This is a genomic window from Terrabacter sp. C0L_2 (genome assembly GCF_036352015.1).
GTDB lineage: Bacteria > Actinomycetota > Actinomycetes > Actinomycetales > Dermatophilaceae > Terrabacter > Terrabacter tumescens.
This window is the reverse complement of sequence record NZ_CP143557.1, coordinates 4,719,782-4,735,080: the sequence shown is the minus strand read 5'-3', so window position 1 is coordinate 4,735,080 and position 15,299 is coordinate 4,719,782. Positions and strand designations below refer to the sequence as shown.

Genomic DNA, 15,299 nt, shown 5'->3' with positions numbered 1-15,299 from the left:
TCACGAATTGCGGTGTGACGAAGCGCTCTTCCGATTTCCCGCCACCCGCCGGAAAAGGTGGTTAGCGTCGAGTCATGGGCAGGAAGGGTTGGACCTTCCTCTCGAACCACGGACACGTTCTGGTCTGCCTCGCCGACGACCCCGATCTGCTCGTCAAGGACATCGCCTCGAGGGTCGGCATCACCGAGCGGGCGGTTCAACAGATCGTGGCCGACCTCGAGGGGGCCGAGGTCATCAGCAAGCATCGCGAGGGGCGCCGCAACCGCTACGTCGTGACGCGGGACGTGCGTTTCCGTCACCCGCTCGAGGCGGGGCTGCGGGTGGGCGACTTCGTCGACCTGGTGAGTCGTCGGCCGCGCCTGCGCATGTCCGAGGCACAGGCCGCAGTGCCCCACCTCCTCGAGCGGGAGGTCCGCTGACCGCCTAGGCCGACGGCGGTCCGGCCACCGTCCGGGCCACCCGACCTCCAGGTCCTCACGAGCTGCGCAGGACGGCTCCACCCGAGGTGTCGACGCGGGTGCGCGACGGCTGGCTCGTCAGGGTCAGCACGACGCCACCGGACGCGGAGCCCTCGAGGGTGCCGCTCACGGCGACGGAGCCCACGACCCCGCCGCTGAGGTCGACGTGCGCGTCGGTGGCGCGCAGGCCGCCGAGGTCGGGCAGGGCGCCGCCGCTGGCCGACAGCGTGAGCCGGCCGGTGGACCCGGTGAGCGTCGCGCGGGCGCCTCCGGTCAGCTCGACGGTGAACGCCGAGGTCGACCCGGTGTCGCCGGTGGCGCTCGCGCCTCCGGACAGCTCGAGGGCCGTCAGCTCGGGCACCGAGATGGTCACGACGATCCCCTGGGCGCTGACGTAGCCGCTCGTCGTGTCGACCGTCAGTCGCGACCCCGAGACCTCGGTCCGGGTGACGTCGAGGATGTTGGGCTGGGCCGTGGCGACGACCTTCTGCGGTCCGCGCGAGAGATGCACCTGGACGCCCGCGCCGGCGCTGACGGCGGTGAAGGCCGCGACCGTGCGGGTGTCGGAGCGGACATCGCCGGAGCCGACGACCATGCCACCGGGCGAGCCGACGTTGCAGGCGGCGGCGACCACCGCGGCGGCGACGGAGACCACGGCAACCGCCACGCCGTCGCGGGCCGGGCGAGGTCGCGAGGGCGGCGCCGGACGCAGCGGCGCCGGGATCCGTCCTCTGAGCAGGGCCAAGATCACGGTCAGGGTCCTCATGGTTGCCTCCCCGACCAGCGTGCGGGCGCGTCGGGATCGGGCGGCAGGGCCCAAGGTCCCCCGTAGCCGGGCGACGTCGGGCACGCAGAGCTGCGTCGGGCACGCGGAGATGCCCCGGTCCTCGCCACCCCTCCCCAAGGGCCGAGAACCGGGGCTTTCGCGACTCACCCCTGGGTGAGACTGAGCCGGGCGGCACGCCCCCCTGTGGCACGCACACCGCCAGTGGCCGGATGCACCGCATTCCCACCTGCGGCACTCCTGGCCAGCAATCAGCTCTGCAATGGTCCTTGGTGGGCTCAGTCCTGGGCATCCCCCGCAGGGGGAGACGTGGGGTCATCCTCGGGGGGAGGGACTTCGCGCGGAACCCGGCGCCCACCCGACCCGGCCCACTAACGTTGCGCCCGCCGGCAAGACCGGCAAGACCGGACAGACCGGACGCGACCCCAGCGGACCACAGCGGACCGGACCACAGCGAGAGGGCACGTCATGACGTTGAGCGACTCGGCGATCCGAGCCCTGCGCCACGCGGACGCGATGATCCACGAGGCGGACCGCGGGGACGTGTTCGCCGTCTACGACGCCTGTCGTGCGGCCGTGGGGGCGATCGCCGCCCTCGACGACTTCTACGTGGCGCTGCTCCGCGAGGAGGACCGGCGCATCTCCTACCCGTACCTGTTCAGCAACGGGACCTACTCCGAGGCGGGGACGATGACCTACGGGCCCGCCGGGGTCGTGGCCTGGGTCGTCGCCTCCGGCAAGCCGTACCGCTTCCAGGACGACGACGGGGCCCTGCTCAACCGAGGCGTGCGCTTCGGCGACGGTGAGCCGTCGGCCGACGCGGTCGTCGTGCCGATGCTCTCCGACGACGGGGTCGTGGGCCTGCTCGGAGCGCTGTCCGACACCCCAGGTGTCATGACGGACGAGGTCGTGGCGGCGCTGACGTGGCTGGCGGCGGTCGTCCTCGACCGCATCCAGGCCACGAGCCCCGGGCGGCGGCTCAACCTCGGCGCCGTCTATCCCGAGCTCGAGGACTCCGGCCGGGCCGGCACGTTGATGGCAGTGACCCACGCGTCCGCGGCGCTGACCGAGCTGGCTGCTGACATCGAGCGTCTCGGCGAGGTGGACGACCTCGAGGAGCGCACGGCGGCTGCGCGCCGGCTGAGCCGCCGCTGCTTCGAGGTGCAGGCAGCGCTCATCACGAGGCTCGGCGGCCACACCGACCCGGAGTCCCAGCGGGCCCGGCGGCGCGACCCGCTCGAGGGGCTCTCGCCGCGCGAGCGCGCCGTCGTCGACCTCGTCACGGGACCGGACGGCGACCCGGGCAACGCCGCCGTGGCGGGCGCCCTCGGCATCGGGACCGCGACCGTCAAGACGCACATGGCCTCGGTGCTGGCCAAGCTCGGTCTCGAGCACCGGAGCGAGCTGCGCTGGATCGTGCGCCGCGGTCGGGGCGAGGGGTAGCAGGGCCGGGGCTGACCCTCGGGGGCCCGCACCGAGGGCGTATGCCGTCCCGTCCCTCCGTGTCCGCGTGACAGCTCGCGGGGCCTCGCGTCCGTGGTCGCGGGTGGGCAGGGCCTTGCGGGAGCGGCGCGGCACCCCGATCCTTGAGGCGTGGACCACGCGGACGAGCTCAGGGCCCTGACCGACGTCCGGCTGCGCCTGCAGGAGCACTTCCCCCAGCTGGATGCCGACGTCGTCGATGCCGCGGTGCGCCTGGCGCACTCGGAGCTCACCGGCCCGGTGCGTGACTTCGTGCCGGTGCTCGTCGAGCACGCGGCGCGCGACCGGCTGTCCTTCGCGCTGCGCGACGACCCGAAGGATCCGGGCCGCACACCTCCCGCCGCCACGCCGCCCACGGCTTCGGATGGCTGAAGCGGTCGTCGATGTCTGGGTGCTCGACACGGCCGGACCGTCGGCACGGTCGGCACCGCCGGCACCGTCGCACGGCTCGCCCGACACCGGCGTGCTCGACGACCACGAGCGTGAGCGCTGGGCCCGACTCGCGGACGGTCCGACGGCTCGCGCCTACCTCGAGCTGCACCTGCTGGCGAGGTCGCAGATCGGCAGCCTCCTGGACCGGCCCCCCGGGTCCCTGCGCTTCGACCGGACCTGCCCCGACTGCGGTCGCCAGCACGGTCGCCTCGTCCTGCTCGACGACCCCGGCCTCCACGTGTCGCTGAGCCGTGCCGGAGCCGTCGTCGCGCTCGCCCTGACCCGCTCGGCCCCGGTCGGTGTCGACGTCGAGCACGTCGAGGGGACCCGGTTCGAGGGCTTCGGTGAGGTGGCCCTCCACCCCCGGGAACGGACTGCGGCTGACGCTCCAGCAGAGGCCCACGCCGCGGCGTGGGTGCGCAAGGAGGCCGCCCTCAAGGCACTAGGTGTGGGACTGCGTGTCGAGCCGGCGTCGTTCGTCACCCCGCGCCCTGGCGTCGCCACGGAGGTGGTGCCGGGCCTGCCGTCCCTGGCGGTCGTGGACGTCGACGCGCCTGCCGGGTGCGCCGCCGCCGTCGCCCTCCTGTCGGCCGACGGCCCGTTCGAGGTCCGCCGCCACTGATCGGGCGCTGCGCGAGCTCCCGATCGGCTCCGGTCAACTCCTCGGTCAGCCCCCGGTCGTCGGCGCGAGCGGTGGCAGGTCGGTCGCCCACAGCCACTGCCCGAGCAGGTCCCGGACCCGCTCGGCGGCGGCGTCACCGGTGCTGCCCACGCCGGCCGAGGCACGCCGGGAGTGCACCTCCGCGAGGTCGACGAAGTCGTCGGTGGTCACCGACCCGTGCCGGTGGCCGGCCACCCAGTCGCGCAGCAGGTCGAAGAACGCGCCGTCGCCGAGCCGGAGCCGCAGCGCGTGCAGGGTGAGGGCGCCCCGCTTGTAGACGCGGTCGTCGAACATCAGGTCAGGTCCCGGGTCGCCGAGGACGAGGTCCTGCGGCAGGCGGGCGAGCCGCGACCAGTGGCTCTGCGCGCTGGTCCCGGCGGGGACGCCGTCGGCGTGCTCGCCCCAGAGCCACTCGGCGTAGCAGGCGAAGCCCTCGTTGAGCCAGATGTCGGCCCACGTCGCCGGGGTCAGGCTGTTGCCGAACCACTGGTGCGCCAGCTCGTGGGCGACGAGCCGCTCGTGGCGCCGGTGCCCGTCGAGCCAGTTGGGTCCGAAGGTCGCCAGGGCGTGCGCCTCGAGGGGGATCTCGAGGTCGTCGGCCGTGACGACGACGGTGTAGTCGTCGAAGGGGTACGGCCCGAACAGCGACCTGAAGAGCCGGGTCATCTCCGGCAGGCGGCCGAGGTCGTGCATGACGGGACGCTCGCGGCCCGCAGGCAGCAGCACCGTGATCGGCACGTCCGCGGGGCCGAGCGGCCGACGCACGTAGTGCCCGACGTGGACCGTCGCGAGGTAGGTCGCCATCGGGACGTGCTGCTCGAAGACGCGCCGCGTCCGGCTGCCGCGCGCCCGGGTCGCCACGAGCGTCCCCGTCGCCACGACGTCGTAGGGGGAGTCGCACTCGAAGGCGATCCGGTAGGTGGCCTTGTGCCTCGGGTGGTCGTTGCAGGGGAACCACGTCGGGGCGCCGTTGGGCTGCGCGGCCACGAGCGCGCCCTCGCTGAGCTCCTCCCAGCCGACGTCGCCCCAGAGCGTGGTCGCGGGACCGGGCGTGCCGGCATACGACATGGTGATGCGCGTGCGCTGCCCGCGGCGCAGCGGGGTGGAGGGGGTGACGACGACGCGAGGGCCGCGGTGCACCCACTTGGCCGGGGCGCCGCCGACCGTCACCTTGGAGACGCGCAGGCCGACGAGGTCGACGACGAGCCTGCGCACGTCCTCGACGACGGTGAGCTCGAGGATCGCGCGCCCGGCGAGTCGGTTGGTCGCCACCTTGTAGTCGAGCTCGAGGTCGTAGTGCGTGACGACGTATGCCGGGTCGCCACGGTCAGGCGTGTACGTGTCGGTGAGCGCGTGGGGCGGGTGGGCGGCGCCGCCGCTCATCGGGCGTCGGCCCGGGCCGACCCGGCCTGTGCGGACGCCTCGGCCGGAACGTCGTCGACCCCGAGCCGGGCGCCGCTCCACGACGCGATCGGGTTGCCGGTCCAACGGGTCCCGGCGGGCACGGACTCGCCGCGCAGCACGAGCGAGCCCGGGCCGACGGTGGCGGCCCGGCCGATGCTGGCCGCCGGGAGGATGACCCCGTTGGGGCCGAGGGTGGCGCCGTCCTCGAGCGTGACCGTGTCCATGCTCATGATTCGATCATGGAAGAGGTGGGTCTGGAGGACGCAGCCCCGGTTGACGGTCGCGCCGTCGCCGAGGGTCACGAGGTCCGCCTCCGGGAGCCAGTACGTCTCGCACCAGACCCCGTGACCGATCCTGGCCCCGAGGCTGCGCAGCCACACGTTGATCGCGGGGGTGCCTGTCGCCGTCCACGCGAACCACGGGCCCGCGACCATCTCGACGAAGGTGTCGACGACCTCGTTGCGCCAGACGAAGGAGCTCCACAGGGGGTGCTCGACAGCGCCGATGCGGCCGACGACGACCCACTTGGCGACCGTCGTCACCGTGGCCGCGACGGCGCCGGCAGCGGCGAGGACGACACCGCCGAGGGCCGCCGCACCGCCGAGCCCGTAGCGGACGACGAGCCACTGGAGGGCGACGAGGACGCTGACGGCGATCGCCACCGTGACCATCACCGGAACGATGCGGCACAGCTCGACGAGTCCGCGGATCACCTTGAGCCGCAGGGGTGGTGCGAAGGTGCGCTCGCCGTCGGAGCCCTGCGGGGGCCGGCGCAGCCGGACCGGCGGGCTGCCGAGCCAGCTCGACCCGGCCTTGGCCTTCTGTGGCGCCGCGGACAGGACCGCGACGAGCCCGTGCTTCGGCACGCGGCGGCCGGGCGCGGTCATCCCGCTGTTGCCGAGGAAGGCCCGCTTGCCGACCTTGGCGGGGGCGATGTGCACCCAGCCGTGCGCGAGCTCGTAGCCGGCGACCAGCGTGTCGTCGGCGAGGAAGGCGCCGTCGGCGACGGACGTCATCGACGGCAGCAGGAGCACGGTCGAGGCCTCGACGTCGCGGCCGACCTTGGCGCCCAGGGCGCGCAGCCACGCCGGCGTGACGAGGCTGGCGTAGATCGGGAAGAGCAGGGTGCGAGCCTGGTCGAGCAGCCGCTCGGTGGCCCACACCTGCCACCCGACCCTGCTGCGCACCGGGAACCACCCCTCCCGCAGCCCGAGCCCGAGCAGCCGGACGAGCACGATGGTGACAGCCGCGAGCGTGGCCAGTCCCAGCACGGTCACGACCGGCACGCTTGCGTAGGCCGCGACGACCGCGTCGCCGGCGCCCGACGTGCCCACGGCGCCACCGGCGAGCAGCACCCCGGGGAGCAGGGCGAGGAAGGGCAGGACCGACAGGAGGACCCCGGAAACGCCGTAGACCGCCAGCCACGCCCGCGCTGCCGGAGGGCGCTCCGAGGGCCAGCCCGACCGGTCGGAGGACGTGACGCGCTGGGCGGGCGATCCGGCGACGACCCGCTCGGGGCGCACCGACCTCAGCACGGTCGAGCCGGCCTCGACGACGACGCCGCGGCCGATGTGGACGTCGGGGCCGATGGTGCTGCGGGCCCCGACGACGGCCTCGCGCCCGATGTGGACCGGTCCGACGTGCACGACGTCCCCGTCGACCCAGTAGCCGGACAGGTCGACCTCGGGCTCGATGCTGGCGCCCGCGCCGATCGTCAGCATGCCCGTGACGGGCGGCACGCTGTGCAGGTCGACACCGGTGCCGATCGAGGCGCCGAGCATCCGCGCGTAGTAGATGATCCACGGGGCGCCGGCCATCGTGATGGCCCCCATGGCGTCGGCGAAGCGCTCCGCGGCCCAGAGGCGCAGCTGGACGCTCCCGCCGCGAGCGTAGGTGCCGGGCCCCACGCCGGCGAGCAGCACGCGAGCGGCCAACGCGGACAGGCTCATTCGCCCGAGCGGGCTGATGAACGCCACCCAGCCGACGGCGAGGATCCACCACGACACGGGCACGGACCACGGGGCCAGGTCGGAGAGCCGGAGCAGCTCGGTGAGGGTGGCCAGGGCCACGAGCCACTGCAGACCCTTGACCGTGAGCAGGACCACCGAGACGACCGTCTGCACGAGCTGGGTCCGGCGCGGGATGCGCCGCACCGTCCGGTCCACCCTCGAGGCCCCGCCCTGGTCCATCGTCTCGAGGAGCTCGGCCTGCGCCCCGAGGCGCGGGTGCGCGTGGACGTCCGCCACGGTGACGGTGGGGTAGCGCTCGCGCAGCAGGGAGACGAGTCGGGCCGACGACAGGCTGCCGCCGCCGAGGTCGAAGAAGTCGGCCCCGGAGGACCGCACGGTCGTGCCGAGCACGGCGGTCCACTGCGCCGCGAGCCAGGCGGCCGTGCCGGTGAGGTCGCTCGGCCCGTCGTCGCCGCCCACATCCTGCAGCGGCCAGGGGAGGGCGGCCCGGTCGACCTTGCCCGAGGTGCGGGTGGGCAGGGTGTCGACGACGGCGAGCACCGGCACGAGGGCCGCGGGCAGCTCCTCGTGCAGCCGGGCCAGCGCAGCGTGCCGGTCGAACGCGTCCGGAGGGTCGGGGACGACGTAGCCGACGAGGACCTGGCTGCCGGCTGTCGTCGTCTTCACCGCAGCCGCCGCGCCGGAGACGTGGGGGAGCGACTGCAGGGCCGCATCGACCTCCCCGAGCTCGATGCGGCGCCCACCGAGCTTGACCTGCTCGTCGGCGCGACCGACGAACACGAGGCCGTCGGGGTCGTTGACCACGAGGTCGCCGGACCGGTAGGCGCGGTCCCACCCGAGGGTCGGCATCGTCGCGTACTTCTCGGCGTCCTTGGCCGGGTCGAGGTAGCGGGCGAGGCCGACCCCGCCGATGATCAGCTGCCCGGTCTCCCCGACCCCCACGGGCAGCTCGTCGGGCCCGACGACGGCGAGGTCCCAGCCGTCGAGGGGCAGGCCGATCCGGATCGGCGAGGTCCCGTCGAGGCGGGCTCCGCAGGCGACGACCGTCGCCTCGGTCGGGCCGTAGGTGTTCCACACCTCGCGGTCCGGCGAGACGAGCCGCTCCGCGAGCTCGGGTGGGCAGGCCTCGCCGCCGAAGACGAGCAGCCGCACCGGCTCGAGCGCCTCGGCCGGCCACAGGGCCGCGAGGGTCGGCACCGTCGAGACGACCGTCACGTCCTGCGCCACGAGCCACGGACCGAGGTCCATCCCGGTGCGCACGAGGCTGCGGGGCGCCGGCACGAGGCACGCGCCGTGACCCCAGGCGAGCCACATCTCCTCGCACGAGGCGTCGAAGGCGACCGAGAGCCCGGCGAGCACCCGGTCGCCCGGCCCGATCGGACTGTCCTGCAGGAACATCCGCGCCTCGGCGTCGACGAAGGCTGCCGCCGACCGGTGCGACACGGCCACGCCCTTGGGCACGCCCGTCGACCCCGAGGTGAAGATGACCCACGCGTCGTCCTCGACCCGGACGTCGGGCAGCACACCCCGAGCCGGACGGGCCGTCGCACGACGCGTCCCCCGGGCGTGCGCCGGCACCGTGACCTGCCGGCGTGCACCGACGACGGCTGACACGCGCGCCTCGCCGAAGACGAGGTCGGCCCGCTCCGGCGGGTCGTCGACGTCGACCGGGACGTAGGCGGCACCGGCGTGCAGGACGCCGAGCACGGCGACGTAGAGGTCGACCGTGCCGGACGGCGCGCGCACCCCCACCCGGTCCCCACGGCATACGCCGGCGGCTGCGAGCTCGAGCGCGAGGCGCCGGGCCTGCTCGGTCAGCTCGGTGTAGGTCAGGACCGTCCGGGTGTCGTCGACGGCGGGGGCGTCGGGGTGGCGGGCGGTGACGTCGGCCAGCACGTCGACGAGGGTCCTGGGCGCAGCGGCACGGTCGCCCGCCAGCAGGGGATCCACCACGCGCCCTCCTCGTCCGGGGCGCCCGCCCGACCCCGCCGAGCGCCTCCCTGCCGAACCTAGTGCCGCCAGGTGAACGGACGGTGCTGCTCGCCCGGATCGGACGCGACCGCTCCGGTCAGCGTGGGTCCTGCTCGCTCACCCCGAGCCGGACCTTGCCCTTGCTCGGGCACTCGTCGACGTGGGCGAGCGCGTCCTTGCGGGCCTTGTCCCGCGCCCGGCGTGCGGGCCCGGTCCAGTCGCAGCTCTTGCAGTAGCCGAGGATGAACGACCCGTCCTCGTGGGTGTTGTCCGCGTCGACGGGCTCGAGGGCGGCGTGGTGCTTGTGCCCGTCGGCGTCCTTGACGGTCAGGTCGTCACCACTGCGCTTGAAGAACCGCGGGCCGCGCCCTGACTTCGCCATGTGCCCATCGTCCCCTGCGTGCCGCGACGACGGCCAGCGAGGGCCCGATCAGCGGATGGTGGCTGGACGGGGAAGGCTCGATCTGGCCATCGGCGCGCGTCATTTCGTACGCTGGTGGGGCCGGCCCGAGCCCGGGCTCGCACCCTTCGAGAGGTCACAGGAGTGTGCCGTGAAGCAGCGCCGTGCATCTGTGCCCGAGGTCGACCACGCCGAGGTCGCGGACCCCTCGCAGGTCGAGCGCTACCTGCCCGCGACGACCGAGGAGTACCTCCTCGACGCCCTCGAGCGCCTCGACGCCTCCGAGATGCGGGCCGAGAACCTCACGCACGCCCTCGTGCACTCCCGCACGATCGGGGCGGCGATCGGGGTGCTGATGGCCATGGAGAAGATCACCCAGGCCGAGGCGTTCGACCGGCTCCGCGAGGCGAGCATGGCCCAGAACCGCAAGCTCCACGTCCTCGCCCAGGAGGTCGTGGACCGGGGCGCCCTCTAGGGCGGTCCGGCCTGCCGGCCTCAGTCGCGGCTGTGCGGCGAGACGTCGACGGCGCCCGTGTCGATGACGTCGAGCGCGACGTCGTGCAGCTTGCGGTTGGTGTTCTGGCTCGCGATCCGCAGCAGGGCGAAGGACTGGTCCCTCGTCAGGCGGTGCTGCCCCATGAGCACGCCCACGGCGGTCGCGATGTCGCGGTTCGACGCGAGCGCGCGCTCGAGGTTCTGCGCCCGCTCGACGAGGAGCGCGGCCGCCACGGCCTGTGCCGCGTGGGTCGTCAGCAGCAGCCCCTCGGCGAGGTCGTGGTCGTCGAAGGCCTCGGCCTGCTCGGCGTAGAGGTTGAGGCCGGCGATGACGCCGCTGGACTCGAGGCGCATCCGGTAGGACAGCATGCTGTGCAGCCCCAGCTCGGCCACGACGCGGCGGCCGTACTCGGGCCAGCGGTCGTCCGTTGCGAGGTCCTGCGGGCGGAAGATCGCCCGGTCGACGATGGCGTCGACGCAGGGACCGGACCCGAGGTCGTACTGGATGCGGTCGGCCCGCCGCGCGACGTCGTCCGTGGCCGCAGCCGTGGTGAAGTGGTCGTGCTCGAACGTGGTGATGCTGGCCGACCTGGCCGCCGGCACCCGCTCGACGGCCAGCCGGCAGACGGCCTCGTAGCGGTTGCGCGCCGGCGAGTGGGCGAGCTCGTGGCCGAGTTGCTCGAAGTCCTCCGCCACCCCACGCAGGTGGTCGGCGACGTCGGGTCTGCTCGTGTCGTTCATCGGTGGGCTCCGTCCGGGTGTGGAGGCAGGATCGTCGACTCCCGCTCGTGCGTGAGCCACCTACCCTCGTCACCGCGGGGTGCAACAGGCGACCGCGTCCCTGAGAGCTCCGCCCGCTGGTGGGTAGGGGCGTTCTCGTGGAACCCATTCCGGAGACCAGAGCAGCGCTGCGCCTGCTGGGCGAGGCGGGGGACCAGCACCTGGGACGCGACCTCGACGAGGCGGCCCGCCACCTGCGCGAGCAGCTGCCCGGGCTCGTGGGCCTCAGCATCAGCGTCGTGGAGCAGGACGTCACCTTCACCTACCTGTCGACCGCTCGGCCGCTGGCCGGCCTCGACGGCGCGGCGCACCTCGCGGGTGACCCCGGCGAGCCGGCCGGCGGCTCCGGCGCGACGGCCTCTGACGACCACGACGACCCGCTCGACGAGGGCCGGTGGCTGCTGCACGCCGGAGAGGGCCGGGCGAACGGTGTCGCCAGCACCCTGTCCCTCCCACTCTTCGACGGACCCCGCGTGGTGGGCAGCGTCAACGTCTACGGCGTGGCGCCCGACACGTTCGCGGGCCGCCACGAGGAGCTGGCCCGGCTCTTCGGGGCCTGGGCCCCCGGTGCGGTGACCAACGCCGACCTGTCCTTCTCCAGCCGTGTCCGGGCCGCCGGAGCGGTGGAGCGCCTCGAGGACCTCGCCGTGCTCGACGGTGCGGTCGGGGTGCTCGTGGCCGTCCACGACATCCCCCCGGACGAGGCGCGCCGTTACCTGGAGGAGGCCGCCGAGCGAGCGGGCGTCACGGAGCTCGACGCGGCCCGACTGCTCGTGGACGCCGCCGCCCGGACGGGTAGGTCGCACCCATGATCGACACCGTGATCCTCGACGTCGACGGGACCCTCGTCGACAGCAGCTACCACCACGCGCTGGCCTGGTCCCGCGCCTTCGGCCGTCACGACCTGCACCCGCCCCTGTGGCGCATCCACCGGGCCATCGGCATGGGCGGCGACAAGCTCGTCGCCGAGGTCGCCGGGCAGGAGGTCGAGGACCGGCTGGGGGACGAGCTGCGGGAGCGGTGGACGGAGGAGTTCGATCGGCTGATCGGAGAGGTGCGGCCTTTCGCGGGGACCCGCGCCCTGCTCGTGGCGATCAGGGCGCGGGGGCTGCACGTCGTGCTCGCGAGCTCGGGCCAGCCGCGGCACGTCGAGACCTTCCTCGACCTCTTCGACGGGAGGAGCCTGGCCGACGCCTGGACCACCGCGGAGGACGCGGAGGAGAGCAAGCCGGCCGCCGACCTCCTGGTCGCGGCTCTCGACCGCGTCCACGGCACGAGCGCTGTGATGGTCGGCGACGCCGCCTGGGACGCCGAGGCAGCGAACGCAGCGCATCTGCCGTCCATCGGCTTGCGCACCGGAGGCTTCAGTGAGGAGGAGCTGTGCAAGGCCGGGGCCTCGGCCGTGTTCGACGGGCCCCAGGAGCTCGCCGACGCCGTGAAGCAGGGGCTCCTCGACCGCTTCTGAGCGCCGGCGGGGCCGGCAGCCGTTTGGACGGTGGGCGGGCGGGTACACCCATGGCCAAGACGGTGCGCAGCATCCCGACGCTCAAGACATGGGCCGGTTACGGGATCCGCACCGATCTCGGAAGGGGTCAAGAACCCATGACCGACCGAATGACCGAACGATTCGAATCCAGCAGTGCTACAGGCTCCCCGGCGACCGGCGTGCCCGATGGCGGGAACTTCGACCTGGACGCCCCAGCGGCGCCCAGCGAGACCGTGACGCGTTCTGCCGCGGTGGACGAGGTGACCCTCGGAGAGGGCTCCGACTCAGGCTCCACGGCCGACGTGGCCAAGGAGCATGCCGGCGCCGTGGCGCAGGACGCCAAGGAGAGCACGAAGAACGTCGGATCCACCGCGGCCGCGGAGGCCAAGGACGTAGCCCACGAGGCGCGCACCCAGATCCGGCAGCTCTTCGACCAGCTGAGCGGTGAGGCCACCGACCAGGCGTCCGGCCAGACACAGCGGGCAGTCCAGGGACTGCGGTCCCTGAGCAGCGAGCTGTCCGGCATGGCGCAGGGCCAGCAGGACCAGCAGGGCCAGTCGGGCCAGTCGGGCATGGCTGCCGACCTCGCCCAGCAGGGTGCCGCCCGGATCAGCTCCGCGGCGGACTGGCTCGAAGGTCGCCAGCCCGGCGAGATCCTCGACGAGGTGCGCTCGTTCGCTCGTCGCCGTCCCGGAGCGTTCCTGGCGGGCGCGGCGATCCTGGGCATCATCGGTGGCCGCATGACGCGCGGGCTGACCGGCGACTCGTCCTCCAGCGAGGACCAGTCCTCGACGGCTGGCTTCTCGAACACCACCCCGTCCTCGACCTTCGGCGGTCAGGCGTCCCCGGGCTACGGTCAGGGAGCGGCCTACGGGCAGGGCGCTGGGTACGCCGAGACCGCCGGGATCGACTACGGATCGGGTACCCCCGACATGGCCTATCCCGCCGACCCGGTGGACCTCGAGGGCACCGATCCTTCGCGTGTCGACGCCGGCATCGACCCCGCCACCTACACCCACCCCGGGGCGTCGACGGGGGACTCCGGGGAGTCGCGATGAGTACGGCGATCCCCGAGGGTCAGTACCACCCCGCGGCGACGCCCGAGGCGGGCTACCAGACGGGCTACGAAGCGGGTTTCGAGACCGGGCACGAGAAGGCGGAGGCCGCCTCGATCGGCGAGCTCGTCGCGGACGTCAGCCAGGGACTGTCGACCCTGCTACGGCAGGAGATCGCTCTGGCCAAGGCCGAGGCGAAGCAGTCCGCGACCCAGGCCGGCAAGGCCGGCGGCAAGTTCGGTGGCGCGGCTCTGGCTGGGTGGATGGCGGTGCTGTTCCTGTCCCTCGCGGTCTGGGAGTGGCTCTCGTCCGCGCTGGAGAGCCGGGGCTGGGCTGCCGTCATCGTGATGGTCGTGTGGGCCGTCGTCGCCGCCGTGCTGGCAGCCATGGGCCGCCGCGATCTGAAGAACATCCAGGGAATGGAGCGCACCGTGGAGACCACCAAGCGGGTCCCCGAGGCGCTCAAGGGACACGAGGAGACGTTGTGACCACGAACTACCAGTCCACCAGCGACGACCCGGAGGTCATCCGCGCCGACATCGAGCGCACGAGGAGCGAGCTCAGCCGCGACGTCAACGCACTCGGCGAGTCCGTGACTCCTGGCCACATGGCGCGCAAGGGTGCGGAGAAGGTCAAGGACCGTGCGTCGGGTCTCAAGGACTCGATCATGGGGTCCGCCTCGGATGCCGGTCACTCGACGTCGCAGAGCGCGTCGTCGATGGCATCCAGCGTCGGAGACGCCACTCAGGGCGCTGCGAGCACCGTCAAGCGGCAGGCCCGTGGAAACCCCATGGCCGCAGGGCTGGTCGCCCTCGGGGCGGGGTGGCTCCTCGGCTCGCTGCTGCCCGCCAGCAGCAAGGAGACGCAGATGGCCGAGGCCGTCAAGGACCGCGCAGCACCTGTGCTCGACGAGGCACAGTCCACGGTCAAGCAGATGGCGCAGGAGAGTGCCGAGAACCTCAAGGCGCCCGCACAGGAGGCGGTCCAGGCCGTCAAGGAGCACGCCCAGGACTCGGCCCAGACGGTCAAGCAGGAAGGCCAGTCCGCGGCCCAGGACGTCGGTGACAGCGCACGGAGCCACGCCGCCGACGCCAAGGAGCAGGCGGGCGCCTGACCCGCCGGACCGGCACATCGAGGGGCTCCCGACCGATGAGCGGTCGGGAGCCCTTCCTGCGTGCGGTGGAGGGGGCGGCGCGCGCGCCCACCGGTCAAGGGTGCGGCCCGCGCCGGTAGCCTGAGGCTGGCCGTCCACCCACGAGATCCGGAGACACGAGAACGTGACGTCGCAGCCCGACTGGAGAAGCGGAACCCCCCACCCCACGGGCGGCTACGACAAGGTCATCGTCGCCCGGGGCGACACCCTCTACTTCACCGCCGCCCGCCTGCACCGCCTCGACGGTCCGGCCGTGGAGGCCGAGGACGGGTCGGTGCAGTACTGGGTCTACGGGAAGCAGATGACCGAGCAGGAGTACCGCGACCGCTCGACGGGCCAGCAGGGCTGAGCCGCCCCACGGTCACTGCACCGGGTTGTCGGGTTGCCGGGTCGCCGCCACGCCGCGTCGGGTCTAGCGCTGGGCGGCCTTGTATGCGGTGACGACGTCCTGGGGGATGCGACCCCGGGCGGGGGCATGGTGGCCGTTCTCGGCCGCCCAGGCGCGGATGAGCGCGTTGCGCGACTCGCCCACGGCGGGCAGCACCGTCAGGGAGCGGGTCAACGTGCCCGGCTCGGTGCGGCGCTCCTCGCCCGCACGTCGGGCGCGGGCCACCCAGCTGTCGAGGGAGGCCCGCAGGTCGTGGGCGTTCGCGGCGGACAGGTCGATCTCGAAGGCGATCCCGTCGATGCCGAAGCTCACCGTCTCGGTGGCGTCGGACCCGTCGAGGTCGTCGACGAGGGTCACCATGGTCTGACGCATGGCTGCAG

17 protein-coding genes are annotated in these 15,299 nt (G+C 73.4%); 11 read left to right on the top strand and 6 right to left on the bottom strand.

Going from position 1 to position 15,299, the window contains the following annotated elements; translation table 11 throughout:
- The first annotated feature begins 74 nt into the window (after positions 1 to 74).
- Entirely contained in the window at positions 75 to 419 is a 345-nt protein-coding gene (locus U5C87_RS22055) for a helix-turn-helix transcriptional regulator (protein ID WP_330474525.1), read from the top strand.
- A 55-nt stretch (positions 420 to 474) separates the two neighbouring features.
- On the opposite strand, the gene U5C87_RS22050 is transcribed toward U5C87_RS22055, so the two are convergent.
- Positions 475 to 1,224 (bottom strand): GIN domain-containing protein, encoded by a 750-nt coding sequence (locus tag U5C87_RS22050; RefSeq protein ID WP_330474524.1) that lies wholly within the window; start codon positions 1,222 to 1,224, stop codon positions 475 to 477.
- Positions 1,225 to 1,710: 486 nt separating this feature from the next.
- Between U5C87_RS22050 and U5C87_RS22045 the strand changes: the two genes are divergently transcribed.
- From U5C87_RS22045 to U5C87_RS22035, 3 genes are all read left to right on the top strand, one after another.
- Positions 1,711 to 2,685, top strand: a complete 975-nt coding sequence (locus U5C87_RS22045; protein ID WP_330474523.1) for a LuxR C-terminal-related transcriptional regulator — start codon at positions 1,711 to 1,713, stop codon at positions 2,683 to 2,685.
- Between the two features lie 150 nt (positions 2,686 to 2,835).
- Positions 2,836 to 3,096, top strand: coding sequence for a three-helix bundle dimerization domain-containing protein (locus U5C87_RS22040; RefSeq protein ID WP_330474522.1), 261 nt, complete (start codon positions 2,836 to 2,838; stop codon positions 3,094 to 3,096).
- Positions 3,089 to 3,778, top strand: coding sequence for a 4'-phosphopantetheinyl transferase family protein (locus U5C87_RS22035; RefSeq protein ID WP_330474521.1), 690 nt, complete (start codon positions 3,089 to 3,091; stop codon positions 3,776 to 3,778). The genes U5C87_RS22040 and U5C87_RS22035 overlap by 8 nt, the downstream gene beginning before the upstream one ends.
- 45 nt (positions 3,779 to 3,823) lie before the next feature.
- Here the strand turns inward: U5C87_RS22035 and U5C87_RS22030 are convergent, their stop codons facing one another.
- From U5C87_RS22030 to U5C87_RS22020, 3 genes are all read right to left on the bottom strand, one after another.
- Positions 3,824 to 5,200: a M1 family metallopeptidase gene (locus U5C87_RS22030; RefSeq protein ID WP_330474520.1), complete on the bottom strand. Its 1,377-nt coding sequence runs from the start codon at positions 5,198 to 5,200 to the stop codon at positions 3,824 to 3,826.
- Complete coding sequence (locus tag U5C87_RS22025) at positions 5,197 to 9,144, bottom strand: Pls/PosA family non-ribosomal peptide synthetase (RefSeq protein WP_330474519.1); 3,948 nt, start codon at positions 9,142 to 9,144, stop codon at positions 5,197 to 5,199. Before U5C87_RS22025 ends, U5C87_RS22030 begins: the two co-directional genes overlap by 4 nt.
- A gap of 115 nt (positions 9,145 to 9,259) precedes the next feature.
- Positions 9,260 to 9,544: a hypothetical protein gene (locus U5C87_RS22020; protein ID WP_330474518.1), complete on the bottom strand. Its 285-nt coding sequence runs from the start codon at positions 9,542 to 9,544 to the stop codon at positions 9,260 to 9,262.
- 169 nt (positions 9,545 to 9,713) lie between these two features.
- On the opposite strand from U5C87_RS22020, the gene U5C87_RS22015 reads away from it, so the two are divergent.
- Complete coding sequence (locus tag U5C87_RS22015; RefSeq protein WP_330474517.1) at positions 9,714 to 10,037, top strand: ANTAR domain-containing protein; 324 nt, start codon at positions 9,714 to 9,716, stop codon at positions 10,035 to 10,037.
- Positions 10,038 to 10,057: 20 nt separating this feature from the next.
- Here the strand turns inward: U5C87_RS22015 and U5C87_RS22010 are convergent, their stop codons facing one another.
- A complete protein-coding gene (locus tag U5C87_RS22010; protein WP_330474516.1) occupies positions 10,058 to 10,798 on the bottom strand; it encodes a GAF and ANTAR domain-containing protein in 741 nt (246 codons plus the stop codon).
- A gap of 137 nt (positions 10,799 to 10,935) precedes the next feature.
- Here U5C87_RS22010 and U5C87_RS22005 point away from each other — a divergent pair, with 137 nt between their 5' ends.
- From U5C87_RS22005 to U5C87_RS21980, 6 genes are all read left to right on the top strand, one after another.
- On the top strand, positions 10,936 to 11,649 hold the full coding sequence (locus tag U5C87_RS22005) for an ANTAR domain-containing protein (RefSeq protein ID WP_330474515.1): 714 nt from the start codon (positions 10,936 to 10,938) through the stop codon (positions 11,647 to 11,649).
- Positions 11,646 to 12,302, top strand: coding sequence for an HAD family hydrolase (locus U5C87_RS22000; RefSeq protein WP_330474514.1), 657 nt, complete (start codon positions 11,646 to 11,648; stop codon positions 12,300 to 12,302). Before U5C87_RS22005 ends, U5C87_RS22000 begins: the two co-directional genes overlap by 4 nt.
- A gap of 281 nt (positions 12,303 to 12,583) precedes the next feature.
- Positions 12,584 to 13,381 carry a hypothetical protein gene (locus tag U5C87_RS21995; protein WP_330474513.1) on the top strand — a complete coding sequence of 266 codons (798 nt, stop codon included), beginning with the start codon at positions 12,584 to 12,586 and terminating at the stop codon, positions 13,379 to 13,381.
- Positions 13,378 to 13,866 carry a phage holin family protein gene (locus U5C87_RS21990; protein ID WP_330474512.1) on the top strand — a complete coding sequence of 163 codons (489 nt, stop codon included), beginning with the start codon at positions 13,378 to 13,380 and terminating at the stop codon, positions 13,864 to 13,866. The genes U5C87_RS21995 and U5C87_RS21990 overlap by 4 nt, the downstream gene beginning before the upstream one ends.
- Positions 13,863 to 14,492, top strand: coding sequence for a DUF3618 domain-containing protein (locus tag U5C87_RS21985; protein ID WP_330474511.1), 630 nt, complete (start codon positions 13,863 to 13,865; stop codon positions 14,490 to 14,492). Before U5C87_RS21990 ends, U5C87_RS21985 begins: the two co-directional genes overlap by 4 nt.
- A 163-nt stretch (positions 14,493 to 14,655) precedes the next feature.
- Complete coding sequence (locus U5C87_RS21980; RefSeq protein ID WP_330474510.1) at positions 14,656 to 14,880, top strand: hypothetical protein; 225 nt, start codon at positions 14,656 to 14,658, stop codon at positions 14,878 to 14,880.
- 63 nt (positions 14,881 to 14,943) lie between these two features.
- Here the strand turns inward: U5C87_RS21980 and U5C87_RS21975 are convergent, their stop codons facing one another.
- Positions 14,944 to 15,291 carry a histone-like nucleoid-structuring protein Lsr2 gene (locus tag U5C87_RS21975; protein ID WP_330474509.1) on the bottom strand — a complete coding sequence of 116 codons (348 nt, stop codon included), beginning with the start codon at positions 15,289 to 15,291 and terminating at the stop codon, positions 14,944 to 14,946.
- Between the last annotated feature and the right edge of the window lie 8 nt (positions 15,292 to 15,299).